Origin of the sequence: Neolewinella aurantiaca, from assembly GCF_008014675.1 — a bacterium.
Taxonomy (GTDB): Bacteria; Bacteroidota; Bacteroidia; order Chitinophagales; family Saprospiraceae; genus Neolewinella; species Neolewinella aurantiaca.
On sequence record NZ_VOXD01000051.1, the window covers coordinates 1 to 24,232 of the forward strand.

General features: G+C 56.1%; 13 protein-coding genes. 7 read left to right on the plus strand and 6 right to left on the minus strand.

Going from position 1 to position 24,232, the window contains the following annotated elements; genetic code table 11:
- The first annotated feature begins 287 nt into the window (after nucleotides 1–287).
- From FUA23_RS21000 to FUA23_RS21010, 3 genes are all read left to right on the plus strand, one after another.
- On the plus strand, nucleotides 288–3,854 hold the full coding sequence (locus tag FUA23_RS21000; RefSeq protein WP_147932745.1) for a DEAD/DEAH box helicase: 3,567 nt from the start codon (nucleotides 288–290) through the stop codon (nucleotides 3,852–3,854).
- A 664-nt stretch (nucleotides 3,855–4,518) separates the two neighbouring features.
- Nucleotides 4,519–10,365 carry a carboxypeptidase-like regulatory domain-containing protein gene (locus FUA23_RS21005; RefSeq protein WP_147932746.1) on the plus strand — a complete coding sequence of 1,949 codons (5,847 nt, stop codon included), beginning with the start codon at nucleotides 4,519–4,521 and terminating at the stop codon, nucleotides 10,363–10,365.
- Nucleotides 10,366–10,531: 166 nt separating this feature from the next.
- Nucleotides 10,532–11,221 carry a transposase gene (locus tag FUA23_RS21010; RefSeq protein ID WP_147932747.1) on the plus strand — a complete coding sequence of 230 codons (690 nt, stop codon included), beginning with the start codon at nucleotides 10,532–10,534 and terminating at the stop codon, nucleotides 11,219–11,221.
- Nucleotides 11,222–12,185: 964 nt separating this feature from the next.
- Here the strand turns inward: FUA23_RS21010 and FUA23_RS21015 are convergent.
- The gene (locus FUA23_RS21015) at nucleotides 12,186–12,767 is read right to left on the minus strand and encodes a 3'-5' exonuclease (RefSeq protein WP_147932748.1); all 582 of its coding nucleotides are present in this window, start codon (nucleotides 12,765–12,767) and stop codon (nucleotides 12,186–12,188) included.
- Nucleotides 12,768–12,949: 182 nt separating this feature from the next.
- Here FUA23_RS21015 and FUA23_RS22830 point away from each other — a divergent pair, with 182 nt between their 5' ends.
- On the plus strand, nucleotides 12,950–14,377 hold the full coding sequence (locus FUA23_RS22830) for an IS1096 element passenger TnpR family protein (protein ID WP_147932749.1): 1,428 nt from the start codon (nucleotides 12,950–12,952) through the stop codon (nucleotides 14,375–14,377).
- A 15-nt stretch (nucleotides 14,378–14,392) separates the two neighbouring features.
- Here the strand turns inward: FUA23_RS22830 and FUA23_RS21025 are convergent, their stop codons facing one another.
- From FUA23_RS21025 to FUA23_RS21035, 3 genes are read right to left on the minus strand one after another with little or no spacing between them, the layout of a single operon-like run.
- Nucleotides 14,393–14,746, minus strand: coding sequence for a cupin domain-containing protein (locus FUA23_RS21025; RefSeq protein ID WP_222707074.1), 354 nt, complete (start codon nucleotides 14,744–14,746; stop codon nucleotides 14,393–14,395).
- Nucleotides 14,747–14,805: 59 nt separating this feature from the next.
- Nucleotides 14,806–15,585 carry an MBL fold metallo-hydrolase gene (locus FUA23_RS21030; protein WP_406603412.1) on the minus strand — a complete coding sequence of 260 codons (780 nt, stop codon included), beginning with the start codon at nucleotides 15,583–15,585 and terminating at the stop codon, nucleotides 14,806–14,808.
- A 33-nt stretch (nucleotides 15,586–15,618) separates the two neighbouring features.
- A complete protein-coding gene (locus FUA23_RS21035) occupies nucleotides 15,619–16,551 on the minus strand; it encodes an NAD(P)-dependent oxidoreductase (protein ID WP_147932752.1) in 933 nt (310 codons plus the stop codon).
- A gap of 212 nt (nucleotides 16,552–16,763) precedes the next feature.
- On the opposite strand from FUA23_RS21035, the gene FUA23_RS21040 reads away from it, so the two are divergent.
- Together FUA23_RS21040 and FUA23_RS21045 are read left to right on the plus strand one after the other, a co-directional pair.
- The gene (locus FUA23_RS21040) at nucleotides 16,764–19,391 is read left to right on the plus strand and encodes a TonB-dependent receptor domain-containing protein (RefSeq protein ID WP_147932753.1); all 2,628 of its coding nucleotides are present in this window, start codon (nucleotides 16,764–16,766) and stop codon (nucleotides 19,389–19,391) included.
- Nucleotides 19,392–19,477: 86 nt separating this feature from the next.
- Complete coding sequence (locus FUA23_RS21045) at nucleotides 19,478–20,344, plus strand: M15 family metallopeptidase (RefSeq protein ID WP_147932754.1); 867 nt, start codon at nucleotides 19,478–19,480, stop codon at nucleotides 20,342–20,344.
- A 102-nt stretch (nucleotides 20,345–20,446) separates the two neighbouring features.
- Here the strand turns inward: FUA23_RS21045 and FUA23_RS21050 are convergent, their stop codons facing one another.
- A complete protein-coding gene (locus tag FUA23_RS21050) occupies nucleotides 20,447–22,138 on the minus strand; it encodes an ArnT family glycosyltransferase (RefSeq protein WP_187271171.1) in 1,692 nt (563 codons plus the stop codon).
- Between the two features lie 257 nt (nucleotides 22,139–22,395).
- Here FUA23_RS21050 and FUA23_RS21055 point away from each other — a divergent pair, with 257 nt between their 5' ends.
- Nucleotides 22,396–22,890 carry a hypothetical protein gene (locus FUA23_RS21055; RefSeq protein WP_147932756.1) on the plus strand — a complete coding sequence of 165 codons (495 nt, stop codon included), beginning with the start codon at nucleotides 22,396–22,398 and terminating at the stop codon, nucleotides 22,888–22,890.
- 55 nt (nucleotides 22,891–22,945) lie between these two features.
- Here FUA23_RS21055 and tsaD read toward each other — a convergent pair whose 3' ends face one another.
- Nucleotides 22,946–23,938 carry a tRNA (adenosine(37)-N6)-threonylcarbamoyltransferase complex transferase subunit TsaD gene (gene tsaD / locus FUA23_RS21060; protein ID WP_147932757.1) on the minus strand — a complete coding sequence of 331 codons (993 nt, stop codon included), beginning with the start codon at nucleotides 23,936–23,938 and terminating at the stop codon, nucleotides 22,946–22,948.
- Nucleotides 23,939–24,232: the final 294 nt, after the last annotated feature.

The window sequence follows — 24,232 nt, forward strand, 5'->3', positions numbered from 1 at the left end:
AAGTGGATGGTGAACCAAACAAGCGTTTCTTGGGTCAGGAATCTGATCGACTCCAGGTAATGGATCAAGGGGGAGATTGGTCGTTTCCTTATTTTGCATGACTCAATAACGGAAAACAATCCCAGCTAGATTAATTTTATAGTATGCGTTAGCCCTGTACCCCGGGGGGGGGACACACCACCGCCCGCCCTGCACAACTCCACCCGAAAAGCGACATTGCACCCGCGGCCGTGCCCCAAAAAAAACTCCCCGAAAATCCTACCTTAGCCCCCAACCAAAACGCTCTTATGGCCTACTGGCAATTCGACTACCGCCCCGCACCCGCCGCCCGTGCCGGCGCCTACCGCCGCAAATACGGCACCACCTGGTGGGGGAAACAGTTTCTGGAAGCTCTCGAACGCGCCGACAATACCGGCCGCCTGAGCCGGGGCAAAACCTACGCCAACAAGGGCCTGGTGCTCAACATCGACAGTACCGGCCCCGGCAGCCTCACCGCTCAGATTCAGGGAAGCATGCCCCGCCCCTACGGCATATCGATGAACTGGGAACCCTGGACGGAAGAGCAGGCCAACACCATCCTCACCGAGATAAAAACCAACCCCGCCCTCCTGGCCCGCCTGCTGGCCGGCGAGCTGCCCGACAGCCTGATCACCACCCTCCGGGCCCACAACCTGAGCATCTTCCCCGAAGACTTTTACGACCTCGGCCTCGGCTGCAGTTGCCCCGATTACGCCACGCCCTGCAAGCACCAGGCCGCTCTGCTTTACGTCATTGCCGCCGACATCGACGGCGACCCTTTCCAGCTTTTCCGCTTGCGGGGGCTCGACCTGAAAACAGCACTCGAAGAACTGCGCGGCGGCGAACCCGACACGACGGAGATTACCCCCTTCGATGACCTGCTGCAAGACATCGCCGACCCACCTGAATACCGCTGGAACGAAGAAGACCACCGCACGCTCCACTTCAGTGCCCTGACCGACGCCGGCTGGCGGGCCGTTGCCAAACTACCCGCCGATCCTCCTTTCGACGGCGACGGGAGCCTCGTCAACTTTCTGGACACCCTCTACGCGAAAACCGCCCGCAGCGCAGCCCGGCAGTACCATGATGGCAAAAAACAGCCAATTGTAGCCAACCTGCTGCCCTCCGGCGGACGCCTGGAGTTGCACCTCGACGCCAACCTGGGGCTGGACTGCCTGGTCAGCTACAACGACCAGGACGAACCACTGTTTGAAATCACCTCCGGGTCGGAATTTTTGGTCTGGCTTACCCGGATCGAAACCATCGACCGCCACTTTTTGGACGCCGAGGCGCGCACCCTCCTTTTATTCTTCCAGCTGGCCCGCCGCATGGCCGAAACGCGCGCTTACGTGCCCGATCTGCTCAGTACAGCGGACGGAGCGACGCTCCTTCGCTACGTGCCGGCCACCAACGACGCGGCGGCGCGTGAACTACTCACCAGGGCCTATGCGCTGGCGTCTCCTGTCCTGCTTTACGCTGAAAACGCTGAGGGAGAAACAAAGGAATTCCTCCCCGAAGAAGCTCCCCGCGCGCTGCTCTCGTTCCTGCTTGGTCTACTCGTCAGCGACGCAACCGCCGGAGTTCACCACGATGCGCCGGCCCGCAGGTTGTTCCTGCTCGACAACCCGCAGCGGTTTTCAATCGTTGGCACCCAGGGGTTCCCCAAGGCTATGCGCCGTTGGCTTTCAGAACTGCATCTGGCCGACCGGGACTACCAGCCAGTCTTCCGAATCCGGGAGGACGGAGACGAGCTTTTGGTAGATATTCTGATCAACGAGCGGGCGGGGACGCAGGTGCCGGGGGAGTTCTTTGAATGGCAAAAATCGGACGCCGGGCAAGGCTCCGCCGGGCTCGACGTGCTTACCCTCCTCGGCGGTCTGGCCCGCCATTTTCCTGACCTGGAGTCCTATCTCGCCAGCTCCGGTGCCGAACCGCTCCGCTATCAGGTCGAGACATTTACTCCTGTCCTGATGGCCGTTTTACCAACGATGGAGGCCCTTGGCCTTACCGTAATGTTGCCCACCGCCCTGCGCAAGCTCCTCCGCCCCAGCCTCGGCCTTCGGGCCGACAGCCGGGAGGAGACCGAAGCCTTTGAGCTCTCGGGCATCATCTCGCTCGACAACATCCTGAGCTTCAGCTGGCAGGCCGCCCTCGGCGATAAAGACCTGAGCGAAACCCAGTTTCGCGACCTGCTTCAGCGGGCCAACGGCCTGGTTAAACTGGCCGAAGGCTACGCCTTCGTAGACCCAACCGAGGTCGCTAAACTACTGCAACAACTCAACGACGGTCCGCCCGAGCTCAAGCAGCACGAGCGCCTCCACGCCGTCTTCACCGAAGAGCACGAAGGTCGCCCCGTCCGCCTGTCGACCAAGCTCCGTAAACGCATCGAAGCCTTACGCTCCGGCAAGCCAACCAAGGTTCCGGCGGGCATCAAAGCAACCCTGCGCCCCTACCAGCAGGTAGGGTTTGACTGGCTGTACGCCAACGGCCAACTCGGCCTCGGATCGGTGCTGGCCGACGATATGGGCCTCGGCAAAACCCTTCAGGTTATCACCCTGCTCGAAAAGTACCGCGAAGAAGGAGCACTGACGAAGGACAAAGCCCTCGTGGTGGTCCCCACCAGCCTGCTCGGCAACTGGCGGCGGGAAATCGAGCGTTTCGCTCCCGAACTCCGGCCAGGCATCTACCACGGTACCGGCCGCACCATGCCCGCAACCGACGACTTCGATGTACTGCTGACCACCTACGGCGTACTGCGCAGCGAAGAAAAAACCTTTACCAGCCGCAAGTGGAAGGTGATGGTGATCGACGAATCGCAGGCCATCAAGAACCCTGCCGCCAAGCAAACCAAGGCCGTGAAGAAGGTCAAGGCACCGGTTCGCATTGCAATGAGCGGTACCCCGGTAGAGAATAAATTGCTGGATTACTGGAGCCTGCTCGACTATACCCTGCCGAAGTTCCTCGGCTCCAAGGCGTACTTCAAGAAAACCTACGCCCGCCCGATTCAGGGCGAACGCGACCAGGCCGTTGCCAACCGCTTTCGCCGCCTGACCGCGCCCTTCGTCATGCGCCGGCTGAAGACCGACAAAAGCATCATCTCCGATTTGCCCGACAAGGTCGTCCAGACCGAGACCTGCTCCCTGACCGCCGAACAGACGGCCGTCTACCAAAGCATCCTCGACGAGAACATGCGGCTAGTGGAGGAAAGTGAAGGAATTGACCGGCAGGGGCTGGTACTCAAGCTCATCACCGCACTAAAACAGTGCTGCAATCATCCCGTCCAGTTCCTCAAGCGAGGCAACCCTACTTTTGCCGCCAGTGGTAAGGCGGGCTTACTCCGTGACCGCCTCGAAGGCATCCTCACGGCGGGCGACAAGGTTCTGATCTTTACCCAGTACCGCACCATGGGCGAGCTTCTCGGGCAGATGATTCAGGAGGAGTTCGGCATCGAGGTGCCGTTTTTGCACGGCGGCTGCTCCACCGGGCAACGGGAAGAGATGATCGATCGCTTTCAGAACGATCCGGCCTGCCCGATCTTCCTGCTCTCCATCAAGGCCGCCGGCACGGGCCTCAACCTGACGGCAGCCAACCACGTCATCCACTACGACCTGTGGTGGAACCCCGCCGTCGAGAACCAGGCGACCGACCGGGCGTACCGCATCGGGCAGGAGCGGACGGTCTTCGTCCACCGCCTTGTCACCGAAAACACCTTCGAGGATAAAATCGATGCGCTCATCCAAAGCAAGCGAGACCTCGCCGACCTGAGTGTGGGCTCCGGCGAAAGCTTCGTTGGGCGGATGAGCAATGCTGAGTTGGCGGAGCTGGTGCGCTTGTAATTTTGGGCGGGCGTAGGGCACAGGCTCTCCTCCCTGGAGCAGTGTGAATAACAATTGTCCGCTACAGTTTATAGCCGACGAGATGCATTGACTTCTGTGCTAAGTCAATGTTTACAGAATGGCAAACTATATCTCGTCAAGCATCTCGTCTCACATGCCTGCCGGCGGCCTACTTTTGAGGTCAAAAGATAGCAAAAACCTCGGCTACGACTCCGGCTGATCACAAATGCTGTGCCTGATAGCTTAAAATGCAAAAACTCGCCTCGTAGCCTTTTCTTTCACGCTTCAGCTTTTCGGTTGCAGCAGTCTTTCGGTTAAGTAGAAAGCCTTATAAACGCTCATACAGTTTGCATTTTTTAACAGCTATCAACCACAGCATTTGTGGCCGGCGTCAAGGCCACCATTGATTGTTATTTTCAGAGCATTCATTTTAGTGTAAATGAAGCTATTAGGTCGCAATTCATGGGCAACCAGAGTCTTTTTTCGCTTAAGCATAAACAAGGATTAAGTTCTATGTAAATGTCGTGAGTGTTCAGCTTCCGGAAGTTCGTCTCTCGTAGCACAGGGGCTCGCCCCTGTGTTTTCGTTCGTATAATGTGTCATTCTCCCCCCGAGGCACCGCGTCCCGTATGCAATCCCGCCATTTCCAGCATCTACCCTTCCCATGCGCGAAATTCTACTCCTACTCCTCTCCCTGGTCACCTTCAGCCTGACCGCCCAATCTTTCAACTTTCCGGAAGCGGACACACGCATTTATCCGGTCCCGGCGGAGACCGTAGAGCGACTCAGCAACTGGGAAACAAGCCTTAATCGCCTGCCCGGACTCGGCACGCCCTACCCTGCCGGCACCGACGTAGCCAAACTTCCACCCGGTCATTACCTGATGACCACCCTGCACGAAGAGCAGGTCACCTATGCATACTTCCACACCTATAAGTACGAAGTACACGTTGATGCCGCCGACGGTAAGTTTCAGCTTCGTCTCTATGACCCAACGGGCGCAGCGCGCCCGGATGCCATCGTTACCGCCGACGGCAAGCCCGTCCGTTACAGCAATAAACACCAGGCCTACCGGCGGCGCGACTGGCGGATCGATGGCCTGAAAATCATAGTCCCCGCCGCAACAACTGCGGGAGAGAAGGCCGATACACTGTTTTACGAGATCAGAGAAGACTTCACAAGAAGCCGCTTTGCCCACGACGTTCGGGTAATCGGCGCAAGGCAACCCTTCAGGACACTGAAGATGCCCTACTACTACGGCCGCAGCTACTACCTCGGTTTGAAATCAGGCATCTTTCACGGCGACTGGTGGCGCATGCGCAACGTGCCTTATCCGCTCAAGAATACCATCCGCCGCATCAGGAACCCCAAGCCCTTAACCGGGTATGTTTCCACCAGCCAGCCGCGCTACCGGCCGGGCGACACACTGCGGATGAGTGCCTATCTCGCGTTTTCTAAAGGACGCCCGTTGGGCGTAGACTCGGTAGACATGGTGATCCGAAGCTACGGGCGGGGAGCGAGTAAACGCTTCGAAACCAAAGTGGGCCGTCAGGAAAAAGGCCGTTACACCCACATCATGGCCATCCCGCCCGACTGGCCGCTCGACCAGGATTACACCGTCAGCTTCAGCCTGCCGGGGCTCCGCTGGCGGGATATTGACCCCAGCATCTCCTTCAAACTCCAGGACTACGAGCTGGCCGAATACAAACTCACCACCAAAATTTCCGACGATGCCCGGCTGCCCGGCTCCGCCTGGCTCGACGTGAAGGCCGAAGACATCAATTACTTACCGCTGCCCAACGGCGAAATCACGGTTACTGTACACCTCGAGAGCTTTGTGGCCAGCCGGGACTCCAACACCATCGTCCTGCCCGACACCCTCTATACCTACACCGAACCGACGAACAACCGCAAAGACCGTCGCCTCATCCTGCCCGACAGTATTTTCCCGCAGGGGCATTCGGTGCGCATCAAGGTAGAGACGCAGCTTACCGGCCCTTCGGGAGAGTATAAAACGGCAAATCACATGCTTACGGTAGACCGGCGGTACCCGCGCATCCCGATGCTCGAAATCCGGGGAGACAGCCTCCTAACTTTCCTTGCACCCGCTGCCGAGCATCAAGATACTGTGTCGCCTACCACATCTCCCCTCTCCCGGGGAGAAGGGCCGGGGGAGAAGGCAACATTACAAACCATCTCGCCCCAAAACGACACCATTTTCGCCACAATCGCCCTACCCTACACCTTACCGATAGATCATCAGCAAACGAAATACCGGTTGCTGTACGACGAGCAGGTGGTCAGCGAAAACCTGACCGAACTCACGCCCACCACCGGCAGCCCAACCTACTGGTCGCGCGACACCTTGCTGCTGCGTTTCCCCAACCCAAACAACCAGCCTTTCCGCTGGACGCTCTACGATGACGGGACAGTGCTTGCGCGCGGCGACAAGGAAGAAACCACTTTCATCCGTAGCGGTTTCGCCCCGGGTACTGAGCTGGAGCTCCACTATTCTTACCTCGCCGGTGGCGAGTGGCGGCACCGGAAAGAAACCGCCTCCACGCCCCCCTACGACCTCCTGACCGAGCACAAAAATGTACTTGACCTCACGCTCACCCAACCCGCCAAAGTAAGGCCGGGAGAAACCGTCCGCATTGCCCTGCAGGCCACCGATCAGAAAGGACGTCCGGCGGCAAACGTCAGGCTGACAGCAGGCACTTTCAACGCCCGTTTCGGTGATACGCCCGTGACCGCACCGACCTACAGCACACGCAACAATCGCCGCCGCTCACGACAGCGCTATGACAAAGAAAACCTACGCATCAACCGGTCTGACGTGCCACCCGGCTGGCTCGTGAAAGACTTCGGCCTCGACACCGCCCTGGCCTACCAACTCCGCTACCCCAACGGTGAATTCACCTACCAGCGCGACCTCGATACGTTGCTACCAAACCGGGTACAACACGCCCATTTTGCGCCCTTCGTGATCAAAAACCACAAGCCCGTCACCATCCGAACCGTCTACGCCGACGACCGGCTGGTGTACTGGTGGCACCCCGGCATCACAACGCCCTACAGCATTCCCGTAGACAACGGCTGGCACACAATAGCACTGCGAACGGACGAACACATTTACACTAAAAAACTGTACTTCGAGAGCTGCCGCCAACTCGTCCTCAGTTTCGACGCAGAGCGGTGGGTGTCCGCTGGCTGGGCGCGGTCGCAGGTGCAAAAATGGGGCGATGAAGCCGTGGACCGGATCTGGGAACGGGTGTTCGCGCTCTCGCACATGCGGGCCTCCGGGACTGTCCGTTTCAGGGCTGGGGATAATGGCATTGTTCAGTCAACCAACCGGATAAACAATACGACCTGGTCTCCGGCGGGCCTTGCCGCAAACAATGATTTATTGCAGTTCTGGTTTCCAAAGGGAGACAGCGTTGCTCTCAGGTTCGAGCCAAGGGCGACCTACCGGGTTTTGAAGGAGCGGGATCGGCTTTATCCTCTAAAACGAGAATGGGTCCGGCAATCCCTTGAACGCAAAGCGGGGAATGGGCCTGCGGCCCCTCAGCTTCCTGATTATATTTATCAGCCAACCTTTTCCCCGGTCAGGGAATTACGTCAAACACCATACGCCTTTCCCTTACCCCGCTTAGTTCCCCTGGAAGCTGTTTCCCGGCTACAACTAAACAATCTCCCTGAAACCCTGGAAAGAATCATCATTGCACCCGTTGGGGAACAAACCTTTTACTACTTGAAAAGTGAAATACCAAACCACATCAAACCCGGCACCTATGATGTACTCTATCATTTCAAGAATGATTCGGTCTTTCATCAAAAAATTCACTTACCCGAGGATAATCTGACGTTACTCTCCTTCCAACGTAAAGACGTAGAGTATTTTAATAATTTCGACTGGCTTGAAGGATACTCGCAGAATACACCACCGAAGGAACCTGAGCCAGAGGTAATTTACGTTGAACGTGTTTTCTCAGGTGATCGAATCAGCGGCACTGTATTAGACGAAGACGGCATTCCTCTCATCGGGGTTTCCATCCAAATAGAAGGCACAAACACAGGCACTGTTACTGACTTTGATGGAAATTACACACTAGAGGTACCCGTCGGTGATTACAACCTGATTTTCAGTTACACGGGTTTTACGACACAGAAAACTGAATTTACAAACACCAATTATTCTTCTTCGCCTTTCGACGTCACCATGGAGCCGTCATCAGCATTGCTAGAAGAAATTGTGGTTGTCGGTTATGGTGTTCAACGCAAACAAAACTTAACGGCCTCCGTTGTCACTTCGCAAGAAATTCGAAACCTCCCGACTCGGAAAATCGATCAAATCTCTTCCATCCCAGCGGGAGTAAGCTCTGAGCTACAAGGAACTGCTTCAGGAGTGGAAGTCCGTGGCTCCCGCAGCGATGCTGTCATTTATTACGTGGATGGTGTTCGGGTTTCATCTACTGACATACCGGATTCGGAGCTGAACCAGGTTGATGGGCCGCAAGCTGAATCGATCGCACTAAACCTCCCCCCCGCAGAAATCCGTGAATCCTTTTCCGATTACGCCGCTTACGTCCCTGAGATCAGCACCGACCGTGAGGGCAAGGCCGTTTTCGACATCACCTTCCCCGACGACATCACGGCCTGGAATACCTTCGCGGTAGGCCAGGACCGCCGTCGCCGCATCGGTTTTGCGTTGGAGCGGACAGCCGCTTTTTTACCGCTCCAGGCCCAGCTTTACCTGCCCCGTTTTCTCGTCGAGGGCGACCAGGCCGAGGCAGCTGCACTCGCCGTTAATCGTGAAGAAGGCGAACGGTCGGTTCGCTTGTCTTTTCAAAAAGAGAATGAGGCGGCGCGGACGCAGGATGCCAGGTTGGTTGACGCACTCGAAGAACGCTACCCCATCCAGGCTCCTCCGGGCACCGATAGCCTGACCTACCAGTTCACCGTTCAGGCACTGGACGGCGACCAGGCTTCGGACGGCGAGCGCCGCTCCGTCGCCATCTACCCCAAAGGCACCGAAATGGTTAGCGGAGAGCTTCTCCTCCTCACGGCAAAGACCACCGCTTTGCCCGACGAATTCATTCGTCCGGAGCGTGGTCCGGTGACCTTGCGGTTGCCTGGCAACCGCGTCCAGCAACTACTCAACGACCTCGATCACATCGTCGATTACCCCTACGCGTGTACGGAACAGACGGCCAGCCGATTGATCGGTCTTCTGCAAATGAGCACCGTCCGCAAAGCCCAGGGCGAGAATTTCGAGCGGGCAGCCGACATCCCCAAAATGATCCGCCGCCTCGAAAAGCTGCGGAAACCAGATGGCGGTTTCGGCTGGTGGGCATCGTCCGAGACCTCCACACCGTGGATCAGTCTGCACGTTTTCCGGGCGCTGTCGATGGCCGAACGGGCGGGTCATCCGGTTAGCAATCTCACCATCGTTCGCCGCTACCTGCTTGGTCGGTTGCCGGAATTGCCCGTCCGCGACCAATTACAGATCATGCTGACCCTCGGCGAAAAAGGCAACCCGCCCACCGGGGCCGAGCTCAGCCGGGTCGACACCTTCTCCGCCCCGAACGATTACGAGCCGCTCGCCATCGCCCGCCTCCGCCAGCTGCGCGGAGACACCGTTGATGTTGATCGCTTGCTCGACAGTTCCTCGACTCACGCCGCCCTGGGCCGGTACTGGGGTCGGCGGGGGCATTTCTTCTACCGCCAGCCGTTGGATGGCCGCCTGGCCTGCGGGCTGCTGGCCCGCCGCATCCTTGCCGCCGAAGGACGTTCAGGAGAAGCAGCCGAAACGGTTAACTACCTGCTCGGTCAATCTGCCGCCCGCAACCGCCCGGGCAACGTGCCCCTGCTGGGCACGAATACGTTGGAGTCTGCCCGCTTGCTCGCCGAACTCCTCCCCGCCCTACTCGCCGAAGACGATGCCCTGGCCCCTCCGGCTGTGAATCTGCAAACTGGTGGCAACGCCACCAGAGTGACCAACTTCCCCTTCGAGACGGATATTTCCCCCAGCGCCATGGCTGATCTGCTTCTCGAACGGGACGGCAGCGGCCCGCTTCCCGTTGCCTTATACCAGCGCTGGTTCGAGACAGAGCCCGTCGCTAAAGACGACGGCTTTCAACTCACCTCCCAGATGACCGACAAACGCGGTCGCCCGCTCAATCAGCTGAAACAGGGAGAGACGGCGTACCTGAAAGTAACGGTAACCAGCAAATCGGATGCGGAGTATGTACTCGTCGAAACCCCCATTCCTGCTGGCTGCAGCTACCAGAACCGGGGTGAAGCGCGCGGCCCCTGGGCCGTTCACCGCGAGTACCAACGCGATCGGGTGGCCATTTTCTGCGATCGCCTACCGGCGGGAACACACACTTATAAGGTTGCCCTCGCGCCGCGTTTTTCAGGCAGCTACACCCTCAATCCCGCCCGGGCGGAGATGCAGTATTTACCGGTGGTAAATGGTAATGGGGAACTGGAAACGGTTAGGATCGAGTAGGCACGGCTTTAGCCGTAGCCTTCAAAAAACAACCAATAAAACACCGGGTGAAGCCGGGTCTACTGCTAACGCAAGAAAGCATCGTAAGCGGACTTACAGTAGGCACGGCTTTAGCCGTAGCCTTTAACAATAAAACATTTGTGTTATTTTTACGAAAAACACACAAATGACAAACAACTTAAGAACCTATTACAAACACAACATCCCTCATTTAACTCCAATAGGGGGTACATTTTTCATAACCTTTCGAACAAAAGATAGTGTATCAGTAAAAGTAATGCGACGCTTACGCTTCGATTACGTAAAAGAAATCAAACGAATCAAACTCAGCAGACTATCAGTATCGCAAACCAATCTGGCGATACAAAAAGCGAGATATAGCTACTTTCGGAAATACGATAAAATTCTAGACACATCTACGAAACAATGCTACCCCTTGGCTAATCCTGAAATCGCAAAGATTGTAACCAACAAGCTCCATGAATTAGACGGACAGCTTTACAACCTGATTTCGTATTGCATAATGCCTAATCACGTACATCTTTTAATAAGTCTCGCAAATCAGGTAGTAGATAAGCACAACTGCTTCATCCCTAATGAAGAGTTGTCTCTCTCCTACAGGCCACTCCATGAAATAATGCGGCGCATTAAAGGCGCAACTTCAAGGTTCATAAATCTACATCTCGGCCTAACCGGGCAATCATTCTGGCAGAAAGACTCTTACGATCATTTCGTAAGAGACGGTAAAAGTTTGGAAAATATTTGGTGGTACATTGTCAACAACCCTGTAAAAGCAGGCTTAGCGGAAGAGATTGATGAATTCCCTCATACATATTGGCGGGAAGTATTACAGTAGGCACGGCTTCAGCCGTAGCCTTCAAAAAACAACCAATGAGACGCCGGCTGAAGCCGGGCCTGCTGCTAACCCAAAAGAACAGTAGGCACGGCTTTAGCCGTAGCCTTTAAAAAACAACCAATGAGACGCCGGCTGAAGCCGGGTCTACTGATAACGCATAAGAACAGTAGGCACGGCTTCAGCCGTAGCCTTCAAAAAAACAACCAACATGACGCCGGCTGAAGCCGGGCCTACTGATAACCCCAAAGAACAGTAGGCACGGCTTCAGCCGTAGCCTTCAAAAAAACAACCAACATGACGCCGGCTGAAGCCGGGCCTACTGATAACGCAAAAGAGCAGTAGGCACGGCTTCAGCCGTAGCCTTTAAAAAACAACCAATGAGACGCCGGCTGAAGCCGGGCCTACTGATAACCCAAAAGAACAGTAGGCACGGCTTTAGCCGTAGCCTTCAAAAAAACAACCAACAAGACGCCGGCTGAAGCCGGGCCTACTGATAACGCATAAGAACAGTAGGCACGGCTTTAGCCGTAGCCTTCAAAAAAACAACCAATGAGACGCCGGCTGAAGCCGGGCCTACTGATAACGCATAAGAACAGTAAGCACGGCTTTAGCCATAGCCTTCAAAAAAACAACCAACAAGACGCCGGCTGAAGCCGGGCCTACTGATAACGCATAAGAACAGTAAGCACGGCTTTAGCCATAGCCTTCAAAAAAACAACCAACAAGACGCCGGCTGAAGCCGGGTCTACTGATAACGCATAAGAACAGTAGGCACGGCTTTAGCCGTAGCCTTCAAAAAAACAACCAATGAGACGCCGGCTGAAGCCGGGTCTACTGCTAACGCATAAGAACAGTAGGCACGGCTTTAGCCGTAGCCTTTAAAAAAACAACCAACAAGACGCCGGCTGAAGCCGGGCCTACTGCTAGCACAAAAGAACAGTAGGCACGGCTTCAGCCCTCCCAACTAGATCACCCCCTGCGCCCGCAAACCAAAGTAACACCGCACCGTAGCTTCTACATCCACCAGTGCATCGTGCGCATCCGGGACACCAGCCTTGAAGAGTTTTCGGTGGAGTTGCTCCAGCGTAGGCCACTTGTAGGAACCGTAACGGAATGGTGGAATGGCGGCCCATTCGATGATGTCATCGTTTTTCATGGTGCAAGCCTTAGGCTTGCGTTTAAGCGGGTCTTTGCCCGTGCTGCGGTAAAACTCGCAGCCGAGAATCATCTCGTCGAAAGCCATGTTGTGGGCAACAAGCTGTTTCGCTTTAGCGGATGTTGCCGTGAACGCGGCCAGTACTTCTTCCAGCGGAAGACCTTCCTCCAGCGCCCGTTCCTGCGTAACCCGATGAATGTCGGATGCCGCGCGGGGAATCGTGAAACCCTCTGGCCGAATGATGGCCGAGTAAGTTTCCAGAATGGTTCCCTCATCATCCGCCAGAACCCAGGCGATCTGCACCATCCGGGGCCAGTTGTTGGTTGCTGAGCTGGGCGCTTTCCAGTCTTTTGGCAAGCCGGTGGTTTCGGTATCGAAGAATAAATGCAAGGTGTGTTAGAATTTTGGTTCGTTGGAGCGTCGCTCGACTCCAATTTAGTGGTGGCAATATAAGACGAACATGGCCGTAAAAACTCACCACGGTCTCTTAAAGCCTGTACCTGTTCCGTTCGGCGACGCTAAAAGACTAACAGACCAACGATCTAAAAGACTAAACAGGTTATCTTTGTCTTATGCAAGTCCTTAAGCTGAAAGCTACCCTCCGCGACACCGACCCTCTCGTTTGGCGCACCCTCTGTTTTCATCCAGAAACCGGTCTGGAGCAAGTCAGTGATATGCTTCTGATCGCAATGGGATGGGACGAAGAAAACACCCCGCTTTTCATCTCCAACGACGGTCCCATCACACCCGACGATGACGCCTGGTACGACGCGAACCTCAATGACTACCTCGTTAAGCACGGAGATTTGCTTTCCTACTCAAAGGAATCCGACGATGAATTCCACGTTGAACTCGAATTGATTGCCGTGGCCGAAGAATCCGTTGGCGGGCAATTGCCCCGCATCGATGACGGAGCCCACCAGGCCCCGCCGGAAAACATCGGCGGGCTGGAAGCCTACGCGCGCTACCTTGTCGCCCTCAACGACGCAAACCACCCCGATCATAAAGCAGCCCGGGAAGTGCTCGGCGATGATTACGACCCGGCCTCCTTCAACATAAAAGACCGCAACGAAGAAGCCAGCGACCTCTTCGATGACGACGAGCAGGATTTCGACCTCGCCATCGTCCCTGAAAACACCCTCGATCACGAGTTCGACCCAACTGACATAGACGCTCATTCCGACATCTTTTTCCGCTTCGACTGGCTCGAAACGATATACGGCCTGAAAGTCTCCGATGGGAATGTCCGCAATACGCCCCAGGAATTGATTGATTTCAGAACGGCGCTCACCGAAGATGACCTCGAGAGCCCCCGGCAGTACCGCAAACTGGTGGAGCCGCTCTATAAAAAATTCCCCAACGAGCCCTCCCTCATGCTGGAGATGGCGGGCCTTTACGGACTCACCGGCGAAAACAGCAAAAGCCGGCGCCTTTTTCGGGAGCTCTCCGAACAGCACCCCGGCAACCTGGAAATACTCACCGGAAACCTTCTTGCGCTGGAAACCGGAGACGAGTTCATTGCCGAAGCCAAAAACCTCCCCCACCCGCTCGACATCCGCAACCACCCCGCTGGTAAAGACGGGTACTACCACACGACTGAATTCCTCAGCTTCGAAGAAGTCGCCATCCGCTACGCCGTTCACCATGAGGATATCTACGAGGCGCTCCGCCGTCTCGACCGTTTGGTCAACTTCGGTTTCCTGCACGGCGACGTCGAACAAGCAGCTTTTGCCGTAGCCGGCCTGATGCTGATCCTGATCGAAGACGCCGTGGAAGCCGGAAAGCTGGACCCCGAAGCAGAAGATATTCCCGAAAGCTTCTTCGCGCCCGTTTCCGACCGGACAAAAGCGATTCTCGACGCGGCAACGGCTGATGTCCTCAGTGCCCTGGAGGGTATAGAGGAAGCCGCAACTCCCGTTCAGCGTACCGGCCCCAAAGTCGGCCGCAACGATCCCTGCCCCTGTGGCAGCGGTAAAAAGCATAAAAAGTGTTGCCTTTAGACAACGGGCTGAAATTTAATCCTCGAGTTCCCGGTAGCCTTCCTGCCTGAACTTCGGCGTACAGACACAGAGAAAAATGAGGTCTTCGGTTCCCGTATTCGCAATCCGCTGCCGGACACCGAAGGGGATGCTGACCGCGTCGCCCGGGCCAACGTCTTGCGTTTCGTCGCCAACTTCAGCCCGGCCACTCCCCGCAAGGATATAGTAGATTTCGCGTGCCTCGACGGTGTGCCAGCGGGTCGTCACGCCCGGTTCTACCCGGGCACGGGCAATGGAAACATCTTCATGATCGGGCCGGTTGATCACCTCGGTGATGTGGCAACCTTCGGAGGTGTAAAATTCAGTAGTCAGGTCGGTGGGAAAGTACATCTTCAGTTTATTTGACGGCATTAACTTTTTGTGAGAGGTGGTGATGACCTCCGCAGCAATCACTCCGGCAGCACCAACCCGTCGAAGCCCATTTCCACTCCCCGGGGCAGCGTAGGGTTTATATCGGCAGCGCGCCCCATGGTGTGGCTGAAGTGCGTTAGCACCCCACGTTTTGCCTTCAGTTCGGAGAGGTACGCCAGGGCTTCATCGAGGGAGAGGTGCGAATGCGTGCCGCCGTGGTTGAGCGAGGATATCACCACTGCCTCTTTATTCCTGCATTGCACCTGCGTTCGCGCCGGAAGAAATTTGACGTCGGTTAAATAGGCGAGGTCGCGGGTGCAAAGACCGATGATCGGCAAGGTTCCGTGGGTTACTTCCACCACTTCTATCTCGTGGCCGGCGAAGGAGATAGTGTCTCCAAAATTGACCTCCCTGATATCCAGCCGGGGCACACCGGGATAATCGGTAAAAGCGTAAGCAAAGCGTTCCCGCAGATCTGCCGCTACCCGCGGCAGGCAGTACACCGGGATGTCCATTTCCTGTTTGAAACAGAACGGACGAATATCGTCCAGCCCCGCCGTATGGTCGTTGTGCTCGTGGGTGATAATGACACCTTCGATGCTGCCCACCCGGGCACGGAGCATTTGCTGCCGGAAATCCGGCCCCGTATCCACTACCATATTTTTGTTTCCGGCAGACAGCAGTGCGCTGGCCCGCAAGCGCTTATCGCGTGGATCAGTACTCCGGCAAACCGGGCAATCACAGGCGATTACGGGTACGCCCTGGCTGGTGGCGGTACCGAGGAGCTCTAAAGTTAGTGGAGCAGTTGTTGTTTGGATCGCTAATTATTTTGCTTGGCTGAGCGCCACTGTTTAACCCAAAGAGCTAATGTTGTTCCGTACACCAGCCAGCAATTCCATGCGGGCTTCCACGCTGGCCCAGCCGATGTGCGGCGTAAGTAACAGCCGGTGTGGCTCGTCGACGGAAAGATAAGGATGATTCGCAGGAATCGGCTCGGTGGAGAACACATCCGAAGCCGCGCCTGCGATCTGTTTTTCGTTGAGGGCCCGCACCAGATCAGCCTCGTTGACAATGCCTCCCCGGGCAACGTTGATGAGGTAAGCCGAAGGCTTCATCAGCGTCAGTGCATCGTAATCGAACAGGTTTTCTGTTGCTTCCGTAAGCGGGCAATGAACCGAGATCACTTCGCAGGTCTTCAACAGCTCGGTGAAAGACACCTGAGGGTAGGGCCCGTCAGACTCCCGGCCGGAGGTAGAATAGTGGACCACCTTTGCGCCGTAAGCGGTCGCCAATTCGGCGACCTTTTCCCCGATCGCCCCCATGCCGACGATTCCGTAGCGCGCGCCGCCCAGCTCGTAAAAGGGTTGCCGCCAGTAACCAAAGGAAGAATGATTCGTGTAAGTTCCGTCGTAAACCGCCTGGTTGAGGTGAATCAAATCCATCGCCAACGTGAAGAGCATCGTGATGGTGAGTTGGGCCACAGAGTTGGTACTGTAGCCGCTTACGTTTTTCACCGGTATTCCCCGCTCAGCGGCTGCGTCGAGATCGACGTTGTTCATCCCGGTGGCGGCGATGCAGATAAGCTTAAGGTTCGGCAACTGGTCCATTTCCGTTTTACCGATCACGACCTTGTTTACGATCGCAACGTCTGCGCCGGTCAGCCGGGCCACGACCTGATCTGGGGAGGTGTTCTCGTAGCCCGTGAAATCACCGATTTTATTGAATTTGGCGAGCTCTTCGGGGAGGTCGGCGACGGTTTGGGTATCGAGGAAGGTAATCTTCATTTTTGCTCATTGTGCACCGGCGTTTGCCCCGATGCGGTAACTTTGGCCTTCAGGCCGAACTCATAACGTCATCAAACGGACAGAGGTTAACGGCTCTGCCATATATACACTGTGTACAAAAAGGTGAAGCCAAAGTAAACAATTCGCCCCTGAGGGCGGCTTTAACAGGCAGGCTCACCGTTTTTTCTATTCCGGACCATCCACTTATTATTATGCGCCAATCATTTCAGTTAAAGACCGCTCTTCTCCCCCTGCTCTTCCTTACCTTTCTCTGCACCAGCGTCCGCGCCCAGGAAGCCGTAGTCAGCGGTAAGATCACCGATACTGAGGGGGAACCACTGATTGGGGCTACCGTCAGGATTATCGGGTCGGTCATCGGGGCAAGCACAGACGTTGAGGGACACTATGAAATTGAAGTTCCTCCCGGACGAATCCGGATGCTTTACAGTTACATCGGGTATGAAAACTTTGACACAACCCTGCAGGTAGGCGTCGCCGAACGCGAATTCGGCGTTGACATCGTTATGTCGGAGTCCTTTCTTGAAACCGGAGAAGTGATCGTGACGGCCAACCGGGCCTATGGTCAGGCCCAGGCACTTCGGATTCAACAATCCAGCCAGATCAACCAGACGATCATCCACTCCGAAACCTTCAATAAATACCCCGACGTAACGATTGCGGAAACCGTAAGCCGGATGCCCGGCGTTTCCATCATCAGAGGCGTGGACGAAGGGCAGATCGTGCAAGTCCGGGGTTTGCCCGAGCAGTACACCGCCGTTTCGCTCAACGGCCAGCGGCTCCCTACCATTCAGCCAGAAGTAGACCAAAGCGGCAGCCTCGATCTCATACAGAGTAACCTCGTCGACGAGGTGCGGGTGATCAAAGCCCGCAGCGCAGACATGGACGCCGACGCCATCGGTGGTGCCGTAGACTTCCGTGTCCGCCACCCCGAAGAAAAATTCGAGGTATTGGTACAGGGCGGCGCAGGACAAAACTTCGGCTTCAACGACAACCCCAACAATTCCGCAGGAATCACCCAGTTGGCCGGCACACTCAACTCCGAACTAGCCGACGAAAAAGTCTACGCCCTCGCTTCCGCTTCTTACTTCAAGCAGGGGCGCGGCAACCGCACCAACTTCTATGAGTACGGCAGCCCCGAAGTACCGGGTGAAAACCTGTACAGCGCCCGCCCTTACGATACCGACCGGGAGACCAGCCGCTTCGGTTTCGTCGGTGCCGTAGAGCTCCGTCCCAGCATTTACAACCGGATGCGCCTGAGCTACAACTCTTCGCGGGTGGTAGAAGACATCCAGACCCGTCAGCTCTTTGCCAACAACGACGAAACGCCTTCAGTCAGCCGGATATCGAGCGGCTGGCAAAATGAACGCAAACTCGACCTTGTAGCGCTCGAAGTGGAAAACAACTTCCCGAAAACCCGGCTCGATTACCAACTGAGTTTCAGCCAGAGCAGCGAAGGCCTCAACGACCGCCTTCGGGCGGTTTACCAGAGCGACGACGTCGCTCCCGGAGCCCTGACGGAAGACATGCTCAGCTCCCTGAACCCCTACTCTACCGTAGCCGCAGGTAACCTGCAGCGGGTAGCAGATTTTCAGGACAACACCCTCCTGGAGGAAGACGTCGCCATCGCCAGCATGAATATTACCCGCTACTTGAACAGCAAACGGACCAGCTACCTCAAGGCCGGAGGGCGCTTCCGCAGCAAAGACCGGCTTTACGGTTCCAGCAACCTCGAGCGTTTGCCCGACGGCACGAGAGATGAAATCCCCGGCGGAACCTTTGCCCCCATCCCAACGAGCCGGTTTCAGAGCGACATCGACAGCCTGCAAACCACAGAGAAAATCTACGATGCAAAACAACGCATCGCTGCGGGCTACCTGATGTACGCCGCGAATTTCAACGCCCAATTGAGCCTCACGACCGGCCTTCGGTACGAATACATCGAAGTGGAAGCTAACAACTCAACCGATACAGCACACTTTGACCAATCAAACGTTCTGCCGAGCGTTAACCTCACCTACCGTATCCGTCGGGATCGCCAACTCCGGTTCAGTTATTACCACGCACTTGCCCGCCCCTCGTACGCTACTTACCGGCCACAGGGAAACCCAATTCCGCTCATCTCGATTGACGAGCTTGCCCAGAGTAATCCCGATCTTGAATCCACCAGCAGCCGGAATATTGACCTTTCTTTCGAGCGGTACGGACGGCGCGACGGCCTGTTTACGGTAGGCATCTACGCCAAGTTCCTGGAAAATCCGACTATCCTGATACAGGAAAGTATCGTGCAGGAAAGCGATTTCAGGCCAACGTACATTAATAACGTCATCAATGTAGACGATGCCAATCTGGTGGGTTTTGAATTAGGCTTTTACCAGAGCCTCGACTTTCTTAGCCCCGACCTGCGCTACGTCAACGTCAACGGAACGTACAACTACAACCTGTTCGACGTCGACAACCCCAGAGGATTGACCGACGATCTCCCCCTGGCTCAGGCACCGCGCCAAAGCGCCAACCTCAGCTTTGTGTACAGCAACCCCAATACCCGCCTCAACCTTGTGGCAGCGGCCAACTTCCGCGACCGGGTCTTTGATCGCCTGCTTGATGACCGCCCCATTTACCGCAACCGGCTCCTGACCATCGACCTTTCGGCCGATTACGAAGTCATCAAAAACTTCTCCATCTACCTGCGTGCCAACAATCTGACCAACCATAACTTCGAGGAATGGGTGGGAGAGTCCGACGAGCCCGGCTCCCTGCTGCGCAGTGAGAGCCGGTACGGTGTGTGGGGTGTTGTCGGGGTTCGCTTTCAGCCCCGGTAGGTTAAGCTGAGTCCCTCAGGAGTTTTGTGTCCCTCCGGGCTAAGCGCCCGACCGGAAAATCTCCGGCACAAATTTATCTTTGGCTTATGAAATTCCTTCTTCCCCTGCTCCTTCTCTTCTTTTTCGCCTGCGGAACACCCCCCAACGGCGAAGCTTCTGACGTACCGACGGAGAGCGATGCAACCTCCCCTGCTACCCCAACCATCCCGGAACCTGCGGCCGCGCCCCTGAAAAATGACACCCTGGTAGAGCCAGAACTTGCGAACCCTGCTGCCCCAAAAGTGCCAAGTCTGGCTTACCTGACGGGAAAATTTGACCCTGCGCAGCACCCGGATTTCGTGAAGGTAGCAGCAAAGTACACCGACGGTGATCCCTACGTTCTGCACAAAGACACTTACGCCAGCTTCGAGAAAATGCACGCGGCGGCACTGGCCGACGGCGTAAAACTGGTGATGGTCTCCGCCACCCGCAACTTCAAGCGGCAGAAGCAAATCTGGGAAGCAAAATGGAACGGTCAGCGACTGCTGGAGGGAAAGGACAAGGCCGATGAGGTCTACCCCGACCCCGCCGACCGCGCCCGCGCCATCCTCCGGTATTCTTCTATGCCCGGCACAAGCCGCCACCACTGGGGCACCGACATTGACCTGAATGCACTGGAGAATAGCCACTTCGCCGCAGGCGAAGGGAAAAAGGTTTACGACTGGCTCTCCACCAAAGGGGCTGACTATGGTTTTTGCCAACCCTACACCCCAAAGGGCGACGAGCGGCCTAACGGCTACGAAGAAGAAAAATGGCACTGGAGCTACCTGCCGCTCGCGACCCAACTGACCGATTACGCCGCAGCAAGACTTAAGGATACCGACATTTCGGGCTTCGCCGGCGCAGAGGCCGCGCCTCAGATCGGGGTGCTGAAAAATTACGTCCTGGGCATTAACCCCGCTTGCAAGCAGTAACTCATTGGGGCGCGCACGCCGGTGCAATGAACGCTTTTGGTGCATCTCCTCCTCCGGGCGGAAAGACATCGTTTGAGCCGGATGGTCTGGCCCCTTCGCTATTTACTCCACTACAATTTCGAACCGCTCGCTTTCTCCCCGGAGGGGAGGCATACCGGTGTACCCCAGGCCAAACTCAACTTCTGCCGCTCCCGCTGGCAAATCTGTCGGCACTACGAATGGCGCTCCGTAGGTAAACAACCTTTCGCCGGAGGACAACTCCGTGAAGTTCTCAGGGCGGAGCTTCCAGTACAAGATATCTCCGTCCGGGTAGTGAAAAATTATAAAAAGGCGTAGCGGCAGGCCACTATCGGTCCGGATAGACCGGGGAATAATTGCCGAAAGCTCCACGTTGACTTCCTTACCCCGAGAAAAGACTTCCGGCAGGGCGGTTGCCGGCTCCAGCCTGATTCCTTTTACCACCTGAAAGTTGTCGACGTTGGCGGTGAGCATGTCTCTGGTTTGGGTCCGGAAGGGAATGCCTTGCGGATTGTCCCAGCTTTTTTGTCCCAGTACGAGGACTTCCTGGTCGTGAAACGCGGCATCGGCTGTCCACAGATCGTACTGATTGAGGCGGTACTCCACATCGGTGAACGTCCAGGAAGGTTTACCCGTATAAAACTGATACAGGGAAGCGAGGCGATAGCTGTTTTGCACCATCACGGGCCGGTCGCCGGCCCTTTCGGCCAGTTCTTTGGTCCAGGGTTCGTGATCGAAAGGCTTACTGAAAGGAAGCGCTTCGCGGGGGGCGATCAGTAAGAGCCTGGCTACAATCAGGAGGCCAATCGTGATTATACTGAGGTTAAACACCCGGCTTTGCCACACTATAAACCGGCCGGTTACCGCCCGGAACAGCAGGTAAACCAGAGGTATACTGAGCAGAGCGGTCCACTGAGCCTCTGTGCCCCCTTTCGTTGTGGTGTAGAGGAAAAAGATGAGGAACCCGATCACCAACCAGCGGCACGCTACGGCAAAACGCTCGGTTTCCGGCCTGTCCCTGATGAAGGTAAGGATGTAGTGATAGGTCAGCAGCGGACTAAAAATCACCAGTTGATTGAGGAGGTACTCAAGCGTAAACTTGAGTTCGTAGGCGTCATCCCGTCCGCTGAGGTGGTAGCGAAAGGAGGGATAATCGTTGCTGTATTGCCACCACAAATGGGGCGCAAAAAGAGCTGCTCCGCCAAGTGCGGCCACCCACGCCCCCGGTTGGCGCAGCAGCCAGAAGAGATAAGGCAAAACGGTGAAAAAAATCAGCATTACGCCGTGGTACTTGCTGTAGAGCAACCCGGCCATCGTGAGCCCCCATAGTGCTCCGTTCGTGATTGAAGGAGCAGATAAAAAGCGCCGGTAGGCGAGCAGGTACAAAACACTAAACAACAATAACGGGCCGTCTGGCGTGGCGATGAAGCCGTAAACATTGAAAAAAGGCTGAGCAAAGACGAGCGCTGCAGCCAACCAGAGCATTTTCCCCTGCGGCTTGGCCAGCAGATGCCACATCGCGGCCATCATTGCTGTAGACGCCAGCACGTGTCCGAACCGGAGACCGAGGCTGCCGGGCAGCCAGTCTTTGCCCAGGGCGATCAGTACCGCTACCGCCGGCGGATGATCGAAGTAGCCCCAGGCTAAATCTCCGGCGTACATCCAGTAGTAGGTCTCGTCCGCATCGAGGGGAGAGAACGCTGCCTGAATGAGATTAACGGTCAGCCAGCCAATAAGCAGCCAAAGTGGATTGATTTCCTTTCTGGGAATTTGCATAAGGGCGAAGTTAGTTGGTGAGATGGTTTGCTGGTTAGTCTTTCCGGGGAAGGTGTGCATTACGAAATGCGCATTTCAGTAAATCTGTGGGTTCTGTGCCGTCCTTCAGTCCGTTGTAATCTTTACGGGCATAATCAGGCTTTCCCCGCCACATCTTTCCTTGCTTACCTGGCGCAAAGCCTGAACCGTTCGCTGATAAATCAGCCGCTGCGTCAGGTAAAGGGGAATCATTGCCGGGGTCAATCTATATTTGCCCCATGCAAAAAATAAACATCCTTCTCTTTGTAATCGTTGCTGGCCTGACTTTTTCCTGCGGAGACCAGGAGGCATCGGCCGAACCAGCGGCCCCTACCTTCGAAGAAACCCTGCTCGGCACCTGGGAGACCATAGAAATAGAAGCACACTGCCCAACCTATCTCGGGCAGGACACTACTGTTCATCAACTCATCAAAGAAGCCGACTGGGGCCGGCAGTACGGCGCCAAACCTTCCCGAACCGTCTACACCGCCGACGGAAAACTGAAGCGTACTTACTACAACGTTCGGGGCGATATTACCGACGTGACCAACGGCCTCTGGAAAACCGTCGGCGAAGACAGCCTTTTCGTTATCGAGCCCAACACTACGCTCAGCTACAAGCACGAGTTGGATGGTTCACGGCTCACCCTCACCGGAAAAGTAGACTGGGACTACGACGGAGAGGCAGACGACGATTACCGGGCGGTCCTGAGATTGGTCTCGCGGACGAATTAAGCCGATAACAGCGAAGTACCTCTCTGGACAAGCTGAACTACTTCTTTGGCGGCATTTAGAACCTTGCCGCTGGTGCAACCTCCTGCCCGACAAACTCTCCGGCAGCAAACTTAAACGCACCGGTCACCCCGATCATAGCCGCATTGTCGGTACAATACTCAATACGGGGAATGAAGACCGACCAGCCTTTTTCTTCGGCCAGGGCTCTCAGCCCATCCCGCAGGCCGCTGTTGGCAGATACGCCTCCGGCCAGCGCCACCTGGGTTAAGCCGGTTTCTTCGACGGCCATGGTCAGCTTCCGGAGGAGAATAGAGACGATCGTGTCCTGAATGGAAGCACAGATGTCTTCCAGGTTTTCCTTTACGAAGTCCGGTTCCGTTTTGATTTTCTTCTGCAGGGTATAGAGAATACTTGTTTTCAGGCCACTGAAGCTGAAATCAAGCGCTCCGGGATCGGGTTTGGCGAAGGCGATGACCGGTTTGCCCGCACGGGCGAGTTTATCTATTTCGGGGCCGGCCGGGTAAGGCAGGCCGAGCATTTTCCCTGATTTATCGAACGCCTCGCCGGCCGCATCATCGATGGTCCGCCCGATGACCTGTTGGTCGAGCGCAGATTTGACGACGACCAATTGGGTGTGTCCGCCCGATACCGTAAGGCACAGGAATGGGAAGTCGGGTTTCGGGGCTTCGGCAAAATGAGCCAGTACGTGGGCCTGCATATGGTCTACTTCGATGAGGGGCAGATTGCGGGCCAGCGCAAATGCTTTGGCGAAGCTTACACCAACCATTAGTGACCCGATCAGGCCCGGGCCACGGGTGAAGGCCACCGCGTCGATGTCGTCGGCTGTTTTCCCGGCACGGCTCAGGGCCACGGCCACGGTGGGCACGATGTTGCGTTGGTGCGCCCGGCTGGCGTGTTCGGGCACCACCCCCCCAAACTCCTCGTGTACCGCCTGGCCGGCGGTAACGTTACTGAGCACTTCGCCGTCAGCAATAATTGCTGCGGAAGTGTCATCGCAACTGGATTCGATAGCAAGAATAATAGGCATGCCGCAAAGGTAGTAAGAGAGTTTTGGAGTAGGGAATATTGGAGTTGGGAGTCGGGAGTCGGGAGTCGGGAGTCGGGAGTTGGGAGTCGGGAGTCGGGAGATCTTGCTATTTTCGGGTATTTGGGATTTTTTTTGGCACTCCTGATTTGAAGCAGTGTTTCCTCACGTGCCGGGATAGTTCAATTAAGTGTGTCTGGGTTAATGAATAGTCTCTAGCAAGGCGAAGCCTTGCTACGAGCGCGCGTTCCGCGCCGCGAAGTCGGAGGCCGGAGGCCGGAGACTTCGCGGCGCGGA